Origin of the sequence: Clostridium sp. MCC328 (assembly GCF_018785465.1) — a bacterium.
GTDB lineage: Bacteria > Bacillota > Clostridia > Lachnospirales > Lachnospiraceae > Pilosibacter > Pilosibacter fragilis.
In genome coordinates this window covers 34,119-51,273 of record NZ_WQPW01000040.1, presented here as the reverse complement: position 1 = coordinate 51,273, position 17,155 = coordinate 34,119, and the positions used below count along the sequence as shown (strand labels likewise).

Annotated in this window: 16 protein-coding genes and 1 tRNA gene; 6 read left to right on the top strand and 11 right to left on the bottom strand. The window is 49.9% G+C overall.

Features of this window, described 5'->3' with window-relative positions; genetic code table 11:
* Positions 1–7 precede the first annotated feature (7 nt).
* Complete coding sequence (locus tag GPK83_RS07760) at positions 8–577, bottom strand: glycerol-3-phosphate responsive antiterminator (protein ID WP_117471189.1); 570 nt, start codon at positions 575–577, stop codon at positions 8–10.
* A 612-nt stretch (positions 578–1,189) separates the two neighbouring features.
* On the opposite strand from GPK83_RS07760, the gene GPK83_RS07755 reads away from it, so the two are divergent.
* Positions 1,190–1,885 (top strand): response regulator transcription factor, encoded by a 696-nt coding sequence (locus tag GPK83_RS07755; protein ID WP_015552872.1) that lies wholly within the window; start codon positions 1,190–1,192, stop codon positions 1,883–1,885.
* Positions 1,886–1,896: 11 nt separating this feature from the next.
* Positions 1,897–4,191, top strand: coding sequence for a HAMP domain-containing sensor histidine kinase (locus tag GPK83_RS07750; protein ID WP_215704463.1), 2,295 nt, complete (start codon positions 1,897–1,899; stop codon positions 4,189–4,191).
* Between the two features lie 79 nt (positions 4,192–4,270).
* On the opposite strand, the gene GPK83_RS07745 is transcribed toward GPK83_RS07750, so the two are convergent.
* Genes GPK83_RS07745 through GPK83_RS07735 form a run of 3 tightly spaced genes read right to left on the bottom strand, consistent with a single transcriptional unit; the run spans position 4,271 to position 7,971 of the window.
* Positions 4,271–5,395 (bottom strand): M20 family metallopeptidase, encoded by a 1,125-nt coding sequence (locus GPK83_RS07745; protein ID WP_117513465.1) that lies wholly within the window; start codon positions 5,393–5,395, stop codon positions 4,271–4,273.
* A 48-nt stretch (positions 5,396–5,443) separates the two neighbouring features.
* Positions 5,444–6,799: an MATE family efflux transporter gene (locus tag GPK83_RS07740; protein WP_118597648.1), complete on the bottom strand. Its 1,356-nt coding sequence runs from the start codon at positions 6,797–6,799 to the stop codon at positions 5,444–5,446.
* Between the two features lie 5 nt (positions 6,800–6,804).
* A complete protein-coding gene (locus GPK83_RS07735) occupies positions 6,805–7,971 on the bottom strand; it encodes a M20 family metallopeptidase (protein ID WP_215704462.1) in 1,167 nt (388 codons plus the stop codon).
* A 333-nt stretch (positions 7,972–8,304) separates the two neighbouring features.
* Between GPK83_RS07735 and larE the strand changes: the two genes are divergently transcribed.
* Entirely contained in the window at positions 8,305–9,135 is an 831-nt protein-coding gene (larE, locus tag GPK83_RS07730) for an ATP-dependent sacrificial sulfur transferase LarE (protein WP_215704461.1), read from the top strand.
* 170 nt (positions 9,136–9,305) lie between these two features.
* Here the strand turns inward: larE and GPK83_RS07725 are convergent, their stop codons facing one another.
* Positions 9,306–9,560 carry a hypothetical protein gene (locus GPK83_RS07725; RefSeq protein ID WP_215704460.1) on the bottom strand — a complete coding sequence of 85 codons (255 nt, stop codon included), beginning with the start codon at positions 9,558–9,560 and terminating at the stop codon, positions 9,306–9,308.
* 121 nt (positions 9,561–9,681) lie between these two features.
* Between GPK83_RS07725 and GPK83_RS07720 the strand changes: the two genes are divergently transcribed.
* The gene (locus GPK83_RS07720; protein ID WP_215704459.1) at positions 9,682–10,896 is read left to right on the top strand and encodes a metallophosphoesterase; all 1,215 of its coding nucleotides are present in this window, start codon (positions 9,682–9,684) and stop codon (positions 10,894–10,896) included.
* Between the two features lie 60 nt (positions 10,897–10,956).
* A complete protein-coding gene (locus GPK83_RS07715) occupies positions 10,957–12,132 on the top strand; it encodes an amidohydrolase (RefSeq protein ID WP_215704458.1) in 1,176 nt (391 codons plus the stop codon).
* A gap of 67 nt (positions 12,133–12,199) precedes the next feature.
* Here the strand turns inward: GPK83_RS07715 and GPK83_RS07710 are convergent, their stop codons facing one another.
* From GPK83_RS07710 to trmB, 5 genes are all read right to left on the bottom strand, one after another.
* Entirely contained in the window at positions 12,200–13,168 is a 969-nt protein-coding gene (locus GPK83_RS07710; RefSeq protein WP_015552862.1) for a P1 family peptidase, read from the bottom strand.
* Positions 13,169–13,428: 260 nt separating this feature from the next.
* Positions 13,429–13,501, bottom strand: a tRNA-Lys gene (locus GPK83_RS07705).
* 192 nt (positions 13,502–13,693) lie between these two features.
* A complete protein-coding gene (gene trxA / locus GPK83_RS07700) occupies positions 13,694–14,011 on the bottom strand; it encodes a thioredoxin (RefSeq protein WP_117513504.1) in 318 nt (105 codons plus the stop codon).
* A 97-nt stretch (positions 14,012–14,108) separates the two neighbouring features.
* Entirely contained in the window at positions 14,109–14,246 is a 138-nt protein-coding gene (locus tag GPK83_RS07695) for a hypothetical protein (RefSeq protein WP_165859928.1), read from the bottom strand.
* Positions 14,247–14,293: 47 nt separating this feature from the next.
* Complete coding sequence (gene trmB / locus GPK83_RS07690; RefSeq protein ID WP_215704457.1) at positions 14,294–14,938, bottom strand: tRNA (guanosine(46)-N7)-methyltransferase TrmB; 645 nt, start codon at positions 14,936–14,938, stop codon at positions 14,294–14,296.
* A 333-nt stretch (positions 14,939–15,271) separates the two neighbouring features.
* On the opposite strand from trmB, the gene GPK83_RS07685 reads away from it, so the two are divergent.
* Positions 15,272–16,081 carry an SH3 domain-containing protein gene (locus GPK83_RS07685; protein WP_015552858.1) on the top strand — a complete coding sequence of 270 codons (810 nt, stop codon included), beginning with the start codon at positions 15,272–15,274 and terminating at the stop codon, positions 16,079–16,081.
* A 116-nt stretch (positions 16,082–16,197) separates the two neighbouring features.
* Here the strand turns inward: GPK83_RS07685 and GPK83_RS07680 are convergent, their stop codons facing one another.
* Positions 16,198–17,112: a LysR family transcriptional regulator gene (locus GPK83_RS07680; protein ID WP_215704456.1), complete on the bottom strand. Its 915-nt coding sequence runs from the start codon at positions 17,110–17,112 to the stop codon at positions 16,198–16,200.
* Between the last annotated feature and the right edge of the window lie 43 nt (positions 17,113–17,155).

The window sequence follows — 17,155 nt, the reverse complement described above, 5'->3', positions numbered from 1 at the left end:
AGTCTATTCACAGCTTCCAGACTTCATGATTCGTAGATGAAACTGCCATCGCTCCCGCTGAGAGGGCGCTCATAACGGATTCTTTCTCGGAGATCAGTCCACCCGCGATGATCGGCGCTTTCGACACCTTACACATCTTTGAGATGACCTGCGGCATGATTCCCGGAAGAACCTCGATATAATCCGGCTTCACCTGATGCTGCTGCTGTCTTAAATTTTCATACGCCATGGAATCCAGTAAAAAGCACCTCTGGACCGTTATGAAATTCAGTTCATTTCCCCTTCTGATCAGTGGGACCTTTGTACTAATGATCCCATCTGCCTCTGTCGACATTTTAATGAAGTCCACCACGATCTCCTTGCTGCTTAAACCCACGATCAGGTCTACATGCACGATCACGATCTTCCCGGCGTCCTTTAAACGTTTTACGATCGTCCGGATCGTACAGATATCGCCGAACAGGACAAATACCACGCGGATCTCTTCCAGCGAACAGCAAAGCTCCAGATCATCCATGTTTTTGATCGCTGCGATGATCGGGTTTTCTTCCAGTGCCTGATAAAAATAATGTTTCACTAAACTTTTCTCCATTTCTCAAAAAGAAAAGGAGCGCACCAAGCAACAGCTAATCGTTAGCTGATTACATTTTGCTCTCCTATCACGGCTTCTTTTTTAAGTTAATTCAATCATAGCACATTGCACAATTATTATCAACCATTTCACATTAAAATATATATTTTGTACAATTCTCACAAAGTTTTCTATATTTTTTTATTGTTTTAACCTCTTGCGCAATTATTTATTCTTCTATTTCACAACATTATACACAAATTTTTACGTTCGTATTTTTTTACCTATGTCACTGCATCAAATCGCCGCGTTGTATCAAAAGCTTTTCTGAACTGAAAATTCCGTATGATACCGTTATGGCCGCGGATTTTGCCGATTCGGAATGCGAAGCATCGGCAAAATCCTGTTACAGTGCGCGGGCATAGAGTACCCGTGTACTGTAACACCCTTTACATCTCTACATAAAAATTTAAGAACGTTCCTTATGTTTTTGCATCATTTTTATGCTATACTGAATTATGATATATTTTTTCTTTGATTTGATTTTTTCGTAACTGGAAACATGGTCAGTTACGATTTTTCATCTTTTATTATGTCTGATATGAGGAGGAATCGATTATGCCAACCATTCTCGTCTGCGATGACGACAAACAGATCGTAGAAGCGATCAATATTTATCTGACCGGCGAAGGTTTCAATGTAATTAAGGCCTACGACGGCTACGAAGCGCTGGAGCTTCTGGAGAAGAATGAAGTAAACTTAATGATCGTGGATGTCATGATGCCGGGTCTCGACGGGATCCGCACCACACTTAAGGTCCGCGAGACCAGCAGTATCCCGATCATCATCCTCTCCGCGAAATCCGAGGATACCGATAAGATCTTAGGCTTAAATATCGGCGCCGACGACTATATCACAAAGCCGTTTAATCCGTTAGAGCTGGTAGCCCGCGTAAAATCCCAGCTCCGCCGCTACACCCAGCTCGGAAATTTAAACCAGCAGGGCAGCTCACAGGTCTACAAGTGCGGCGGCCTGATGATCAATGATGAGAACAAGGAAGTCACCGTTGACGGCGAACCGATCAAGCTGACACCGATCGAATACAACATCCTGCTTCTTCTCGTGAAGAACGCGGGGAAGGTTTTCTCTATTGACCAAATTTACGAAAAAATCTGGAATGAAGACGCAATTGGTGCAGATAACACTGTTGCCGTCCACATCCGCCATATCCGCGAGAAAATCGAGATCAACCCGAAAGAACCCCGCTACTTAAAGGTAGTCTGGGGCGTCGGCTATAAGATTGAGAAACAGTAAGGAGAGTCCAGATGGCAGAAAAAAAGACAAACTCATTTTTCAAGCGTCTCGTCGGCTTCCTTCACTTTCTCTTTGCCTGCGTGACACTCGTCGGAATCGGGTTCATGTATTTAAACAGCAACTACGGCCGGGGTCTCGACTGGATCAAGACGGAGACCTTTGAACAGTCCCCGGATTTCAGCAAAAAAGTCCAGGCAGATATCACAAATATCTTCGATTATGTCCAGTATCAGGATATTTTCGAGGTAAACGGTGAGGTCGACTACTCCCAGGTCGTCCTGGAAGTCACCACGGGACCTGGCGGTGAGAAATCCTACACTCTGGACGATATTATCCAGTACGGAAAATCCCTGGGCTACTACATGGACGAGTCCGACAACTACGCGTTAAAGGGTGGTCCGGAGACTCTGTCCGAGGAAGACCAGGAACAGGTCTATGTCCGCTACCGCTGCTACCAGTCTGAGGAAGACTTAACGAGCCCGGATCAGTCTTTCTCGACGATGCCGGACCTGACGTATGAGATCTTAAGGCGTTTCTCTTCCTACTACTCGATCTACTCGAGACTCATGAGCGACTTTACGAATCTCTATTTCCGCGTGGCGTACTACTCAAAAAATAATGCGATCTATGAGATCCATACCAACGCGCCGGAGATGTCCAATGATGACATCATGGCCATGGGAAGATATATCTACTATTCCGGAGACTCCAACGACCTTGCGGTCCGGACGAACTTCGAATCCAACTTTCCGAGTATCCCGGCGCTGATGTCGAAAAATAACCCGTACAACGGCAACAGCTACTATGTGGTCATCGGTCTCGACACATCCTACAAGGCGAACGATGACTATGCCCAGGCATATACCGCCTATAATAAGTCCCGCGTGAATTTCTCCAACGGACTTTATATTACGATCGCGGGACTTGCCGGTTCCCTCGTGACCTTCGCATTCCTGCTGTTTCTGTCCGGACATGCGTCGATCTCTGACCGGACCATCACGCTTTACCCATTTGACCGGACAAAAACGGATTTCATGCTGCTCCTGATGGCATTCGTGTCCTACCTCTGCATCCACATCATGGCGCCGGTGACATCAAAGCTCCTGCATCTGGTAGTGGTATCAGATTACTGGGACCGCGCAAACCTTTTAGTGGCCTTTGGATACCTGTATTTCTGCAGCATTCTGACATTTTTCAGCCTGCTTCGCCGATACAAAGCGGAAACCCTCTGGAAAAACAGCTTCCTGCACGACCTCACAGAAACACTCTCCGAGAGCACATTCCGCTACCGGATCACAATAGGCTTTGTGCTGTATCTTGCATACAACGTATTCATGATCACCGTGGGGGCATTCATGATCTTCCATCATGAAAATTCCGTTTTCCAGTTCATGCCGTTCATCTTCGTGATGATTGCCTGGATCGCCGGAAACCTTCTGGTATTCTACTTTATCTACCGGAATGCGGACCAGACGGACAAGATCCATGCCGCCATCGAAAAACTCGCCTCCGGGGAGACGAGCTACAAGGTGGATGTCAATGATTTCTCGAGTCTGGAGGCGGAACTCGCCGAAGGACTGAACCGTATCAGTGACGGTCTGGAGACAGCTCTTGCCGAACAGGTAAAGAGTGAACGCCTGAAGGCCGACCTGATCACGAACGTGTCCCACGATATCAAGACACCGTTGACCTCCATCATCAACTATGTGGACCTCATCAAGCGCCAGCACATTGAAGACCCGACGGTTCAGAAATATCTGGAGGTTCTGGATCAGAAATCCCAGCGGTTAAAGACACTGACCGAGGACCTTGTGGAAGCTTCCCGCGCAAGCTCCGGAAATATCAAGCTGGAGATCACAAATATCGATTTCGTGGAACTTGTCCAGCAGACGACCGGAGAATTTGAGGAAAAATACGCGATCCGCCATCTGGAGATCGTCAACACACTTCCGAACGAGGTCATCATGATCGAGGCAGACGGACGAAGGCTATGGCGTGTCCTTGAAAACCTCTATAATAACGCATTCAAGTACGCGTTAGAAGGAACCCGCGTCTATGTTACAATCGAGGACCATGGCGCCGACGTTGTGTTCACGATCAAGAATGTGTCCGCAAACCCGTTAAACATCAGCCCGGATGAGCTCACCGAGCGATTCGTCCGTGGTGACGTTTCCCGAACCACGGAGGGAAGCGGACTTGGACTTTCCATCGCGAAAGACCTGACAACCCTTCAGGGCGGAAAGTTCGAGCTGATCATCGATGGCGACCTGTTTAAGGCGCAGATCACGTTTCCGATCAAAAACTAAATAGCTTCTTATAAACAGAGAGCGTACCACCTTTTTTAGGCAATACGCTCTCTGTTTATATCTTATGTATTGAAATCTCTCAGATCATCAGCACAAACGAAGCCAGCATCGCGATCCTCGGAATATACTGGTCGATCAGGATGTACTCGTTTGCGGAGTGGGCCCCGTCACCAGCTGCGCCGAGACCGTCAAGGGCCGGGATACCCAGAGCGGACACCTCGTTTCCATCGCTGCCGCCGCCCACAAACTGATGGGAAAACTTAAGCCCGACCTTCTCGCCGCAGATCTTCGCCTTCTCAAAGAGCGCCATGTTCGCCTCCGTCTCCTCCATCGGCATCTTGCTGTCCCGTTCGATGACTTCCCTTGTGGTTCCCGGAACCGTCGTCCTGATCTCGTTGATCGCCTTGCGGATCCTGTCGCCCTCGGCGGCTGTCTTTACGCGGCAGTCGATCTCGATCTCTGCCTCTGCCGGGACAACGTTCGGTTTTGTACCGCCGCTGCAAACGCCCACATTGACGGTAGTTCCAGCCTCGTAATCTGTCAGTTTCTGGATCGCGAGGATCTCATGTGCCAGTTCCTCGATGGCGTTGATCCCCTCTTTATGGGCATTTCCTGCATGGGATGCCTTTCCATGAATCCTTACGGTAAAACGGACAAGGCCTTTTCTTCCTGTCTTTAAATCTCCGTTCGCTGTACACGGCTCGCAGACAAGCGCCGCCTTCGCGTCCTTCGCAAGCTCACAAATGATATCGGTAGACTCAGCGCTTCCGGTCTCCTCGTCACCATTAAAGATGAATTCCAGCCTCTTTCCCGGATCGATCCCAAGATCCTTATATGCCTTTACAGTCCAGATCGCGGAAATAAGTCCGCCTTTCATGTCATAAACACCCGGCCCGTGGAGCTCATTTCCTTCTGTATAATACTTCAGCGCACCGATGAGATGTACGGTGTCATAATGACCGATAAACAGGATCTTCTCCGTACCCTTTCCATACTGGAACCGCACCGGACAGTGTCCATTCTCCGCCTCGTAGACAAAGCAGTCCTCTCCTGTGCGCTCCTTGATCAGCATGACCAGCTTTTCCCGCACCTTTGCCAGAGCCTCAATATCTGAAGTGCTGGCCTCTGTCAGGACCAGAGATTTTAAGTCCTCAAAGATCTCCGTCTCATGTTCTTTTAAGTAAGCAAGTATTTTCTGTTCCATGATTTCTGTCCTTTCTTCTGTAATTGATACTGTATACCTATCTATATCTTACTTCTTTATCACGCGGACCTTCTTCCATTTTCCTGTCAGATACCATCCAAACGAGATCACATAATTCGCAGCCCAGCCAAGGGGAACCGCCATCCATGCTACCTGGATTCCATAAATCGGTGCAAACAGGTTCGTCACGCTGACACGGATCGCGAGATTCACGAGGTTTGCCACCGTAAATGCCGTCACATCACCTGCGCCGCGCAGCAGACCGTCCGTGGACGCCTTGAGGCCGATAAATGAGTAGAAAAACGATAAGAACTTCACATAACTGAGTCCCACCGAATACGCCTCACTGCTGCCGCTGTCAAGGAACAGGGACACGAATGCGCCTCCTGCCAGCTGGTACATTATGCAGAGCACCGCACCCGCCGTCAGGACGATCACATAGCACATCCGGTAACCTTCCTTCACCCGGTCGATCTTTCCGGCCCCCATATTCTGGGCTGTGAAGGTTGACATGGCATTTCCCATGGCGAGCATTGGCACGATGCTTAAGGACTCGATCCGCATGCCCGCGGAGTATCCGGCGATCGCCGTGGAGCCGAAGCTGTTGATCACAGACTGGACCAGCAGGATTCCGATATGGACGATGGACTGCTGCAGTGTGGACGGAACGGCAATCTTCACCATGGAGACCGCCATCTCTCCGCTGTAGAGACGCACCGGTTCCTCGGCAGGATACCCCTTTAGCTTCCGCATCAGAAGCAGGAAGGAGATCACCGCCGAGATTCCCTGTGCGATCAATGTCGCCAACGCAACGCCCCGGACGCCCTGCTTGAAAATGATCACGAGGATCATGTCCAGCACGATGTTTAACAGGGAAGAGAAGATCAAAAGGTACAGCGGCTTCTTTGAATCTCCCAGTGCGTTGAAGATCGATGCCTGAACGTTATACATGAACAGAAACGGCAGTCCGAGAAAGTAGATCGCCAGATACAGCGCCGCATCTGAGAAAATATCCTCCGGTACGTTGACGAGATTCAGGATCCGATTGTTGAACAGGAGCCCCACTGCTGCCAGAAACGCCGCAATCCCAAGGAAATTGAACATCGTTGTGTAGACTGCCGTCTTCATCTTCGCGAGTTTTCCCGCTCCCAGAAACTGGGAGATCACCACGGAGCTTCCGATTCCGCCGCCGATGGCGATGGCAATAAAGACGTTCGTGATCGCATAGGATGCGCCAACCGCCGCTAACGCCTGTTCCCCAACGAATTTTCCTACCACTACTGAGTCCGTGATGTTGTAAAACTGCTGAAATAGATTTCCGAGTATCATCGGAAGCACGAAGAAAAGCAGGGATTTTCCCGGATTGTCCGTCAGCATGTCATATTTTTTTCTTGTCTCTTTCATGTCTGTCAAAACGTAATGATGGAAGCCAACGCCAGTTTCGCTCTGGAAAACAGTGTCTCAGCTACCGCATACTCCTCCATTGAATGATTGTTCGCGCCCTTGACGCCCATGGCGCAAACTACCGGAACGCCTTCCGCCGCAGCCAGGCAGGAATCGGACCAGCCGCCAACTTTCTTTGTCTGCAGCTTTCCGTAACCGATCATGTCTGCCGTCTTCTGGACATGGCGGAAAAGTTCCAGATTTTTCTCCGATACCGGCATTACCGTGCTCGGCTTCGTCCAGGTCACATCTGCCGTCGTATCCGGGACAGTTCTCGTCTCCGCAATCTTTTTGATCGCCTGAAGTGTTTCCTCAAGGCGTTCAAAGCTGTCGTAGCGGATGTCGATTCCAACCTCACAGGACGCAGCCACTGCGTTTGCAACCGTTCCGCCCTGAATCACACCTACATTCACAAAAAGTCCATGTTCAAAGTCATGAAGCTTCTGGATCTCGATGATCTTATGCGCCATCTCCAAAATCGCGTTTCTTCCGCGCTGCGGATCATTTCCAGCGTGGGCCGCGACTCCGTGAACGGTGAGTGTCACACGGCAGGAACCTTTTCTTCCAACAACGAGTCCGTCATCGATAAATCCCGTCTCAAAGTTGAATGCCGCCGCGCATCCCGCGCAGAGTTTCCGGATCTCTGACTCCGCATTTGTCTGACGGTGTCCGTTCTCCTCATCTCCCGCAAAGACAACGCGGATCGGGCGTTTCCCATATCCGTACTCATGGAGCGCCTTTAAAACGTAGACAGCGATCACAAGTCCCGCCTTCATATCCAGAACTCCCGGTCCGTGGGCATTTCCGTTCTCATCGATGCGGAACGGATTTTTCTCCAGCGTGCCTTTCGCGAATACCGTGTCCATGTGTCCGATCAGGACGATGGGCTGGCCTGCTGCCTCTTTATTCCATACACCTGTCAGGAGGTTTCCGAAACGTTCCATCGGGATCACAGCTGTCTCCACTCCGGCACTTTCCAGTTCATCCTTTAAGACCGCACCTACCCGGTCAACGCCCTCTTTATCCGGGGTTCCGCTTTCGATAGAAACGATCTTTTCCCATAGCGACAGCATCTCGTCCCTGTGACGGTCTATATACGCGGATGTCTTCACGATTAGTCCTCTGTCTTCCATAGCCTGCATCCTCCTTGTCATTTTATTCATCTATGATATAACAAACATACTGAAATGAAAATACTGAAAATCTATAAAAATCGGGAATTCCGCCTGACGGTAACACCTTCCCGGTTACAAGCTTGACTTCTGCGTCTCTGCGAATTATAATGAGTAAATTAAACCTACCATTTTACTATGAAGATATGGCCGCCCGTACGAGGCTGCTAAGATAAACGCTCCGCGAGGATGCGCAGTAATTTTGATAGAAATATGTCAGCTTCTCTGACCAGAATCACGCGGCAAGTCTCACGGACGTTCAACTTGAGAATATGAAAGGACGGAGAATTCCTTATGAACAACACGATCAACGTTTCCATAGACTGCGTTCCGGCCGCACTCCGGGAATTTTTTGCGGAGCATTCTACCATCGCTCTTGCTTTTTCCGGCGGAACGGATTCCTCTTATCTTCTCTATGCCGCAAAGGCCTGCGGAGCAAATGTACATGCTTACTATGTCTCCACTCCGTTCCAGCCGCAATTTGAGTTAGATGACGCGAAGCTTCTCGCTGAATCATTACACGCGGACATGACGGTCCTGCCCTTTGATGTGCTGACGGATAAAGTCGTAAAGAGCAATCCGAAAGACCGCTGTTACTACTGCAAGAATCAGGTATTCGGCGGAATCCTGAAAGCCGCAAAGGAGGACGGCTTTACCGAAATCATGGACGGAACGAATGCCTCCGATGACGCCGGTGACCGCCCGGGCATGCGCGCTTTAAAAGAAATGAAGGTACTGTCCCCGCTGCGCCTTTCCGGAATAACAAAAACGGCACTCCGGGAATATTCCCGAAATGCCGGATTATTTACATGGAACAAGCCCGCCTACGCCTGTCTTGCGACGAGAGTTCCGTCGGGAATTTCCATCGAAGCTTCTGTGTTAAAGGATGTGGAATGGGCGGAAAAATCCCTCTCCGACCTTGGATTCCGCGATTTCCGCGTCCGCGTGTACCCGGATCCCGCTGCCGCAGACCCAAAGGCCGATGCGCCGTGGTGCGCAAAACTCCAGCTCACCGAGGACATGATCCCGAAGCTTATGGAGCAGCGGAAGGAGATCTGCGCGCTCTTAAAGCAGAGATTTACGGATGTGACACTGGATCTTGTGGCGAGAACACCGTCGATGTAGGGAACGTCTCCCACATCTGTACATCAGATCTAATGCTCTGTATACGCAGATCGGCTAAAGTCTATAAAACAGGGAACGAGTATAACCGGCTTAACTTCACCGGTCATACTCGTTCTTAAAATATTTTCACCCCGAAAACTTCCGGGCCTTTTTGTATACAGGATTCCTCTCTATGTCACCTCATTCAGCCAGGCTACTGCCGCTTTGATCCCGTCCTCGCTGAATTCAAATTCCTGATACGTTTTTTTTTCATCTTCCGTCACAGAAAAAATAAACGGCCCCGGCCAGATGACCGCCTGGATCTTATCCGGCTCGCCTTCCTCTCCGCTGATCTTCCGGATCATAAAATTCGTTCCCTTTTCACTCCCGGTAAATGTTGTCTTCTTTAAATATGGAATGGAGATCATTCCTGTCAGATCGATCATAACAACCTCTTTTCTTCTTTTCCATTGCAAATTGCTAAAGTGTTCGCTATACTTACACCATAAACCACCGTACAGGAATCATTATACACCATTCCTGTCCACGAAGCATCAGGAGTATCTCATGTTAGCTGTATTTTTATCTCCGATCTACCTGTTATTTCAGACATACATTCTTTTATGGCTCTACGCCTGGGCGGATTCCTGCTCCCCGGCGCTTCATTCACTGTTTTTCAGGATCCCTGTCACAGTCCTCTATCTGTTTTTTGCCGTCAGCCCGCTGACCGGATTTCTGATCACAAAAGAACCACTTCACCATTTTCTCCGGGTGATCAGCAACTACTGGCTCGGCACTCTGGAATATATCCTGCTTTTTATCATCACCTTCGACGTGATCCGCCGTGTCACCGGCCATTCCTTCTTTATGAAATACCGGTACCCGGCCATGCTGCATACCATGCCGAAAAATCTCGTGATCTTTGGCGGCTTTGCCATTGGCCTGATCCTTATGGTCAGCATTTACGGTGTCCTGCATGCAAGACGGGTCTATGTGCGGCAGGATCCGGTCGTTATCGAAAAGAGTTCTTCTCTTCCGGGACTTAAGATCGCCCTGATCGCAGATCTTCACCTTGGATACAACTCCACGAAGTCCCATGTAAGAAAGATCGTAGACACCATTAACTCCCAAAATGTCGATCTCGTCTGCATTGCCGGAGATCTCTTCGACAATGATTACAACGCGATCAAGGACCCGGATGAGGTGGCTGACATTCTATCCGATATCAAGAGCCGGTACGGCACATACGCCTGCTGGGGCAACCATGACGTAAGCGAGAAGATCCTCGCCGGATTCACATTTCCACAGAAGGAAACGATCGTCCGGGACGGGCGGTTTACGGAATTTCTGCACCACGCCGGTATCACGATGCTGGAGGACGAGACCGTCTGCATCAATAATGCATTCTATCTTGTCGGCCGCCGGGATAAGGATATGGCAAAAAAAGAACAGCTCCTGCGGAAAACCTTTTCTGAGATCACCGAACCTCTCGATCCCTCACTTCCCATCATCGTCATGGATCACCAGCCGGGAGAATTGTCAGAGGCCTCCGATGCCGGTGTCGACCTGGACCTCTCCGGACACACCCATGACGGTCAGATGTTTCCGGCAAACCTTGTGGTCCATTTTCTCTGGGAAAACGCCTGCGGAGTCCTGAAAAAGGGGGCTATGACGTCTATTGTCACCTCCGGCGCCGGTGTCTGGGGACCGGCGATGCGGGTCGGGACTAACAATGAAGTCGTGATCGCAAATGTGTCGTTTGATCCAGCCACAGACCAATAAGCTGTTGTTCCTATAAGTTGTTCCTACAAATAGTATAAACGAGAAAAACGGAGGTTTTATATGAAAGAATTTGTCAAGTCCATCACAAGCCCTTATGAAAAAGAACTGATCGAAACACGCCGTTACCTGCACCGACACCCGGAGCTCTCCTTTCAGGAGACAGACACTGCCGCTTACATCCGCAGCACCCTGAATGCCCTGAGCGTCCCGCTGATGGAAGGGATCTCCGGAACCAGCACGGTCGCTGTCATAAAAGGCGAAAAAACCGGCCCATGCATCGCGTTCCGCGCGGACATCGACGCACTCCCGGTGGAGGAAGAAAATGATCTCCCGTTTAAGTCCGAGGTTCCCGGCGTTATGCATGCCTGTGGACACGATATCCATACCGCAGTCCTTTTAACCTTCGCAAAGGTCCTCACAGCCCATCCGGAGCTTGTCCGTGGAACTGTGAAGCTGATCTTTCAGGCAGCCGAGGAAAAGCTCCCGGGAGGCGCTAAGGCGCTCTGCGAGGAAGGTGCCATGAAGGATGTCGATCTCATCTATGGTTTCCACTGTGCTTCCGCGTTTCCGCTCGGCACCATCGCCGTGACTCCCCGGGCGTATTCCGCAGCGATCGGTATTTATGAAGTGAAGATCCATGGAAAGGGCGGTCATGGCGGTTATCCGCAGAATGCCCTGAATCCGGTCCCCGTGGCCTGCATGGTCGGATCTGCTTTAAACCAGATCCTGGCTGAAAAAAAGAATCCGCTGGAAGGCGGTGTTCTTACGGTTTCCTATATAAATGGCGGCCAGTATCCGAATATCATCACGGATACCGTGACTCTTGGCGGCAATGTCCGCACTTTAAACAATGACCTGATCGACAAAGTCTTTGACTCCATCCACTCCATCAGCAGGGGGATCTGCGCCGGATTCGGCCTCACCTGCGATGTGACCACGACTCTGGGCTATCCGGCAGCCATCAACGTGCCGGAGGAGATCGAAACGGTCCGCAGTGTCACAAGAGACCTCGGATATACCGTCTACGAGCGCCCGGATGCCCTTGGCGGTGAGGATTTTGCCTACTATCTTCTTGAGAAGCCGGGTGCCTACTTCCAGATCGGAATGGCTGATCCCGAACGCCCGATTACCTCTTCCCCGCACCATAACTGCCATTTCCAATTAGATGAGCGCGGAATTTCAGAGGCGCTTGAGATGGAGCTTGGTCTGTACCTGCGCGTGACAGGACAGATGTAACCGTATAGAAAAAGCGGCTGTCATATCGGCAAAGCTTTGCCGGGCAGCCGCTCTTTTTCACTCTTTTTTACAAATCCTTCGCTCCAACAAGTCCGTAGGCCGACTCCGCGCTCCTCACAGCCCTCAGGATCGCCTCCGCCATAACCTGGGCACCGAGGGTTCCGACCATATCCTGATCTGCCTTCACATCGCCCACAGACAGCGCGTAGATGCTGTCTCCGTCGGAAGAAGTATGAACAGGGCGGATCGCCCGCGCATAGCCGTCGTGAGCCATCCCGGCGATCTTGCAGAGGCTGCTCTTCGGGAATGCCGCGTTCGTAATCACCGCACCGATGGTCGTATTCTCGGTCGCGCCGGTGAACTTGTTCTTGACCACTTCATAGCTCTTATAAACGGCTTCTTCTGTGTCCGCAAATGTCTTCCTGTCCGCATTTAAAAGACCGGCGACCTTCTTTCCGTCCTTCCAGTCATAGATATCGCCTCTCGCATTCACCGCAACGATTGCGCCGACCTTCAGATCCCCAATCTGCACCGCATAGCTTCCGATCCCGCCCTTCATGCAGAGAGACTTGTCCCCCAGCTTTCCGACGGACGCGCCTGTTCCAGCGCCGAAGTTTCCATCCTGATAATTATTCTTCTCCGCGCCCTCACACGCCGCGTATCCCATGGCCTTATCCGGTCTCGTCTTAAAATCCCCGACCATCAGGTCAAACAGGCAGGACTCGCATACAAGCGGCACCTTCGTGATTCCCACATCAAAGCCGATCCCACGTTCTTCCAGATACTCCATAACGCCCCCAGCCGCATCCAGGCCGAACGCACTTCCGCCGCTGAGTAAAACTGCCTGAATCACGTCAGCTGCCGCCATAGGCTTTAAAAGCTCTGATTCCCTGGATGCCGGACCGCCCCCGCGGACATCCAGCCCAGCTGCCGCGCCCCGCTCGCAGATAATAACCGTACACCCGGTCCCCGCTTCTTTATTCTCTGCGCTGCCGATCCTGATGTTTTCGATCTCTGTGATCTTGATTTCTTTCATCCTTTTAATCTCCCTTTAATTACCTGTGATTCCGAAACAGGATCCCCTGAATGAGGATCCTGTTGGTAAATTTTTCATACACTTCTTCTATTTATATAGTATATCACATTTTAAAATTAAATTAAAATCATAAAATCGGGAATATATAATGGATAACAAATATTTGAACGAATGATATGATTATTGAATGATTCGATATCAGTGTAACAAAAAACACCGTCCCGGCGGCTTATCATCCGCTAAAACAGTGCTTTTTTTCGTGCACCTTCAGGGATTCGAACCCTGGACAAATAGATTAAGAGTCTACTGCTCTACCAGCTGAGCTAAAGGTGCTTGGTTTGTTGTTTTTCTTTGTTTTGTTTGCCTCATCCGTGGCACGTTTTGTATTATAGGATAAACCAAGAAAAAAGTCAACACCTTTTTTGAAATTTTTTTAATTTTTTTGTTTTTCAAAAAACAGGTACAAATGAAACGATTAAAAAAGCCAGCAAACATGCAGGTTTGCCGGCTTTTCCATTATATTTCCTACAACATTTCCTTGATCGCATTTTCCAGAACTTCTTTATCCTGAAGTCCAACGCTCTTGGAAAAAACTTCTCCGTTCTTAAAAAGGATGATCGTCGGGATAGACATAACTCCGTAGCGGGCAGCAATATCACTGTTCTCGTCTACATCGAGTTTGCCGATCTTTACTTTTCCGTCGTACTCCTCAGCGAGCTCTTCGATCACCGGAGCCATCATACGGCACGGGCCGCACCATGTCGCAAAGAAATCCACAACTACCGGGATCTCTGAGCCCAGAACATCAGCATCAAAATTTGCGCTTGTAAATACTGTTTCCATATTATTTTCTCCTTCCATTAATATCCTGCTGCATTCAAAGCTTTTCCACCGCATTCGCTTACCGCTCCGGCGGTCACAGAAAACCTCTCTGCCGCGCTTATTTTTTCTTTCTGCCGCAGACAACATCATTTGCCTCGTCAAAACATTTCCTGATCCGGATAATTTTCCGATTCAGTTCCATCTTGTCGCAGGTTGCCTGTGAGAGCCACCGCTTTACACATGCCCACATACTCATCCGGCACACGGCCTTTCCGTCATTTCATGTCTATTATATGCAGATATTTATGACTTATCACGGCGGGCGGTCAGCTTACAGATCGGCTTCCCTTCCGCAGAGAACTTTGTCTCATACTCTGTCATAACATTTCCCTCGGCCATATCACTGTGGTGAAGATCAAATGTATGGGATGTCACCTGCCAGCCTGCCTCCGGAATGGATTCTAATGAATAGCGGAACAGGTCCTGATTATCAGTCTTAAACTCGATGATTCCGTCCGGCTGTAAAATCTTATCATACACGGCAAGGAAACGGTCCGATGTCAGACGGCGCTTCGCGTGGCGGTCCTTCGGCCACGGATCCGAGAAGTTTAGGTAGATCCGCTCCACCTCATTCTCCGCGAACACCTCCGTAAGCTCTAAGGCATCGATCCTCATAAAATAAATATTAGAAAGCTCCAGCTCCGCGCGCTTCTGAAGTCCGCGAAGCAGAACGCTGGAGTAACGCTCGATTCCCACGTAATTGATATCTGGGTTCATCTGGGCAAGCTCCATGATGAATTTTCCTTTTCCCATTCCGACCTCAATGCGGATCGGATTATCGTTTCCAAAAAATTCATGCCACCTTCCCTTCAGTGACTGCGGATCCTGGACCACATATGGGCTCTCAGCAATCTCTTCTTCCGCGCCTTTGATATGGCGTAATCTCATAATGTATTTCCTCCTGATATTGCTTGTGTCTCATTTTATCATTGAAAGCCTTATTTTGCAAGGTAACAGTGACGCGCAGAATTTTTCTTTCAATATATCTTTTGGAAACAGAAAATTCTTAAATTGTCCAAAAATTTTTCGTGCAATTTTCCCACTGTTCCAGTATAATAAAGATAATGGCTGACAAAATCGCTCTTTTCGTGTCTGCGATCGTTTCATCAGGCGCACAGCATTACATAGAAGAAAACGGCATCTGTGAGTATCCGGCACCTTCACCGGCACCGGATTTTCACCTTCACGCGCCGTTAAAATACATAAAACGGAGGGATTTATATGGCAAGAAACGACATTCCTAACGGATGGGATAAGATCCGTCAGAATGTTCAGGAGACCGAGCGTCTCATGGGACAAAAGCAATACAACCAGTCCATGATCAAAGCAAAACAGACCGTGGAATACATGGTTAAGCTCCAATGTGAACAGGCGGGGATCATGGAAGGCTCCATGGACTCTATGATCCACGAGCTCTACAACAACGGCTGGATCTCAAAATCCACCGCCGAGCACTACTTACAGATCTACGACATCGGCACAAAAGCCGCAAAAAACGGCGATAACGGTGCCTACAATGCAAACCAGGCCTACCACGTGCTGTCCCAGGAGATCTACTCCTTTGCAGACAACGGGAAAGCCCCCCGCGGAAGACGCCCGGCCGGTAGCCGTCCCCAGCAGTCCAGAAACCGCAGCGCCGGTTCCCGGCAGTCCGGAAGCGGCATGCAGCCGGCTGATCTTTTAAAATTTGTGGTTCCGATCGTCCTCGTGATCATCCTGATCGTCCTGATCCGTGTCCTCACGCCGAAGAAACCGGCTACAGAGGAGACCTCCGCACCAGTGATCACAACGGAAACAGCAGAGACCACAGCCCCGGAGACTGAACCGGAGAGCACAGCTTCCGGCTCCTCCTACAAGACAACAACGACCTTGAACGTCCGCAAAGAACCGTCCACCGACGCGGACCGCATCGGAAAACTGGACCCGGGCGCATCCGTTGAATATCTCCGCGACCACGACGATACCTGGGCCGTCATCAAGTACAACGGACAGGAAGCCTATGTCGCGAAGGAATTTCTAACAGCGGAGTAATAACTTATTGGAATATCAAATTCAAAAAAACTCTAAAGCCAATATTTAGGGCGGGATTCCGATAGATCCCGCCCTATTGCTGGCTTCAGAGTTCTTTTTTCATTTATACTACATTCTTACACCGTCACATCTCCCATCCCCGACGGGTCTTTCTCAAAATACTTACAGAAATAATTCACAAACTCATCCACCACCGGCTTATTTCCTGCCTCCTCAAACACCGTGACCACCAGGTCTCTCCTGCAGTTCGGGTAACGGATCGGGATCAGGACAACACCGTGCCCCGGCTTTCCACCCCAGGCTTTTTCCGGCCAGAAGCCGATTCCAAGCCCTGCCGCGATCAGGTTGCGCACCGACTCCGGACTGTTGCTCTCAAACACCGCCTGAGGGCGGATCCCCGCTCTCCGGCAGAAATCATCGCAGATCCCGCGGAGCTGCCAGCCGTTTCCGAGACGGATGAAATTTTCTTCCTTCACTTCCCGCAGATCGACGGTCTTATGTTTCGCAAACTTTGAATCCGGCGGTACTGCCAGAAAAATCTCCTCCCTCAGATATTCCCGTCTTACCACGCCATCCGGAAGTTCCTGCGGATGCGGAGGCGTCACAGATATAGCGATCCTTGATTCGATATGGATATCACAGCTCTCCGTCATCTCAAGCTGGGATACCTGAAACTGGACATCCGGTTTCAGGGCCCGATAGGAAATAATACTGTTCGTAATGAGGTTCGACGCGGACAGGAAATTTAAATAGATCGTGCGCTCCGATGAATAAACCGACTCCCAGAGCTCATCCTTTAGATTATCGATGGATTCCAGAATCGGGATCAGGCGTTTTTTCAGGAGTTTCCCCTGTTCGTTGAGCTCGATCCGGTGATTTTTCCGGTCAAAAAGACTTACGCCGAGCTCCGTCTCCAGACGCTTGATGGACTGGGACAATGCCGGCTGGGCGATATGCAGATCTTCTGCCGCTTTTGTCAGATTTTCATACCGCGCTGCCGCCAAAAAATACCGAAACTGCTGGATTTCCATATCATTCCCCCTTTTTCTTTCGCGCCTTAACGATCATGTTAAT

Bases quoted from the DNA above. Each gene is read 5' to 3' on its own strand.
- GPK83_RS07680 (WP_215704456.1), bottom strand. From the start codon at position 17,112: ATGGAAATCCAGCAGTTTCGGTATTTTTTGGCGGCAGCGCGGTATGAA.
- larE (WP_215704461.1), top strand. From the start codon at position 8,305: ATGAACAACACGATCAACGTTTCCATAGACTGCGTTCCGGCCGCACTC.
- GPK83_RS07735 (WP_215704462.1), bottom strand. From the start codon at position 7,971: ATGGAAGACAGAGGACTAATCGTGAAGACATCCGCGTATATAGACCGT.
- GPK83_RS07725 (WP_215704460.1), bottom strand. From the start codon at position 9,560: ATGATCGATCTGACAGGAATGATCTCCATTCCATATTTAAAGAAGACA.
- GPK83_RS07685 (WP_015552858.1), top strand. From the start codon at position 15,272: ATGGCAAGAAACGACATTCCTAACGGATGGGATAAGATCCGTCAGAAT.
- GPK83_RS07695 (WP_165859928.1), bottom strand. From the start codon at position 14,246: ATGAGTATGTGGGCATGTGTAAAGCGGTGGCTCTCACAGGCAACCTGC.
- GPK83_RS07755 (WP_015552872.1), top strand. From the start codon at position 1,190: ATGCCAACCATTCTCGTCTGCGATGACGACAAACAGATCGTAGAAGCG.
- GPK83_RS07745 (WP_117513465.1), bottom strand. From the start codon at position 5,395: ATGGAACAGAAAATACTTGCTTACTTAAAAGAACATGAGACGGAGATC.
- GPK83_RS07710 (WP_015552862.1), bottom strand. From the start codon at position 13,168: ATGAAAGAAATCAAGATCACAGAGATCGAAAACATCAGGATCGGCAGC.
- GPK83_RS07750 (WP_215704463.1), top strand. From the start codon at position 1,897: ATGGCAGAAAAAAAGACAAACTCATTTTTCAAGCGTCTCGTCGGCTTC.
- GPK83_RS07720 (WP_215704459.1), top strand. From the start codon at position 9,682: ATGTTAGCTGTATTTTTATCTCCGATCTACCTGTTATTTCAGACATAC.
- trmB (WP_215704457.1), bottom strand. From the start codon at position 14,938: ATGAGATTACGCCATATCAAAGGCGCGGAAGAAGAGATTGCTGAGAGC.
- GPK83_RS07740 (WP_118597648.1), bottom strand. From the start codon at position 6,799: ATGAAAGAGACAAGAAAAAAATATGACATGCTGACGGACAATCCGGGA.
- trxA (WP_117513504.1), bottom strand. From the start codon at position 14,011: ATGGAAACAGTATTTACAAGCGCAAATTTTGATGCTGATGTTCTGGGC.
- GPK83_RS07715 (WP_215704458.1), top strand. From the start codon at position 10,957: ATGAAAGAATTTGTCAAGTCCATCACAAGCCCTTATGAAAAAGAACTG.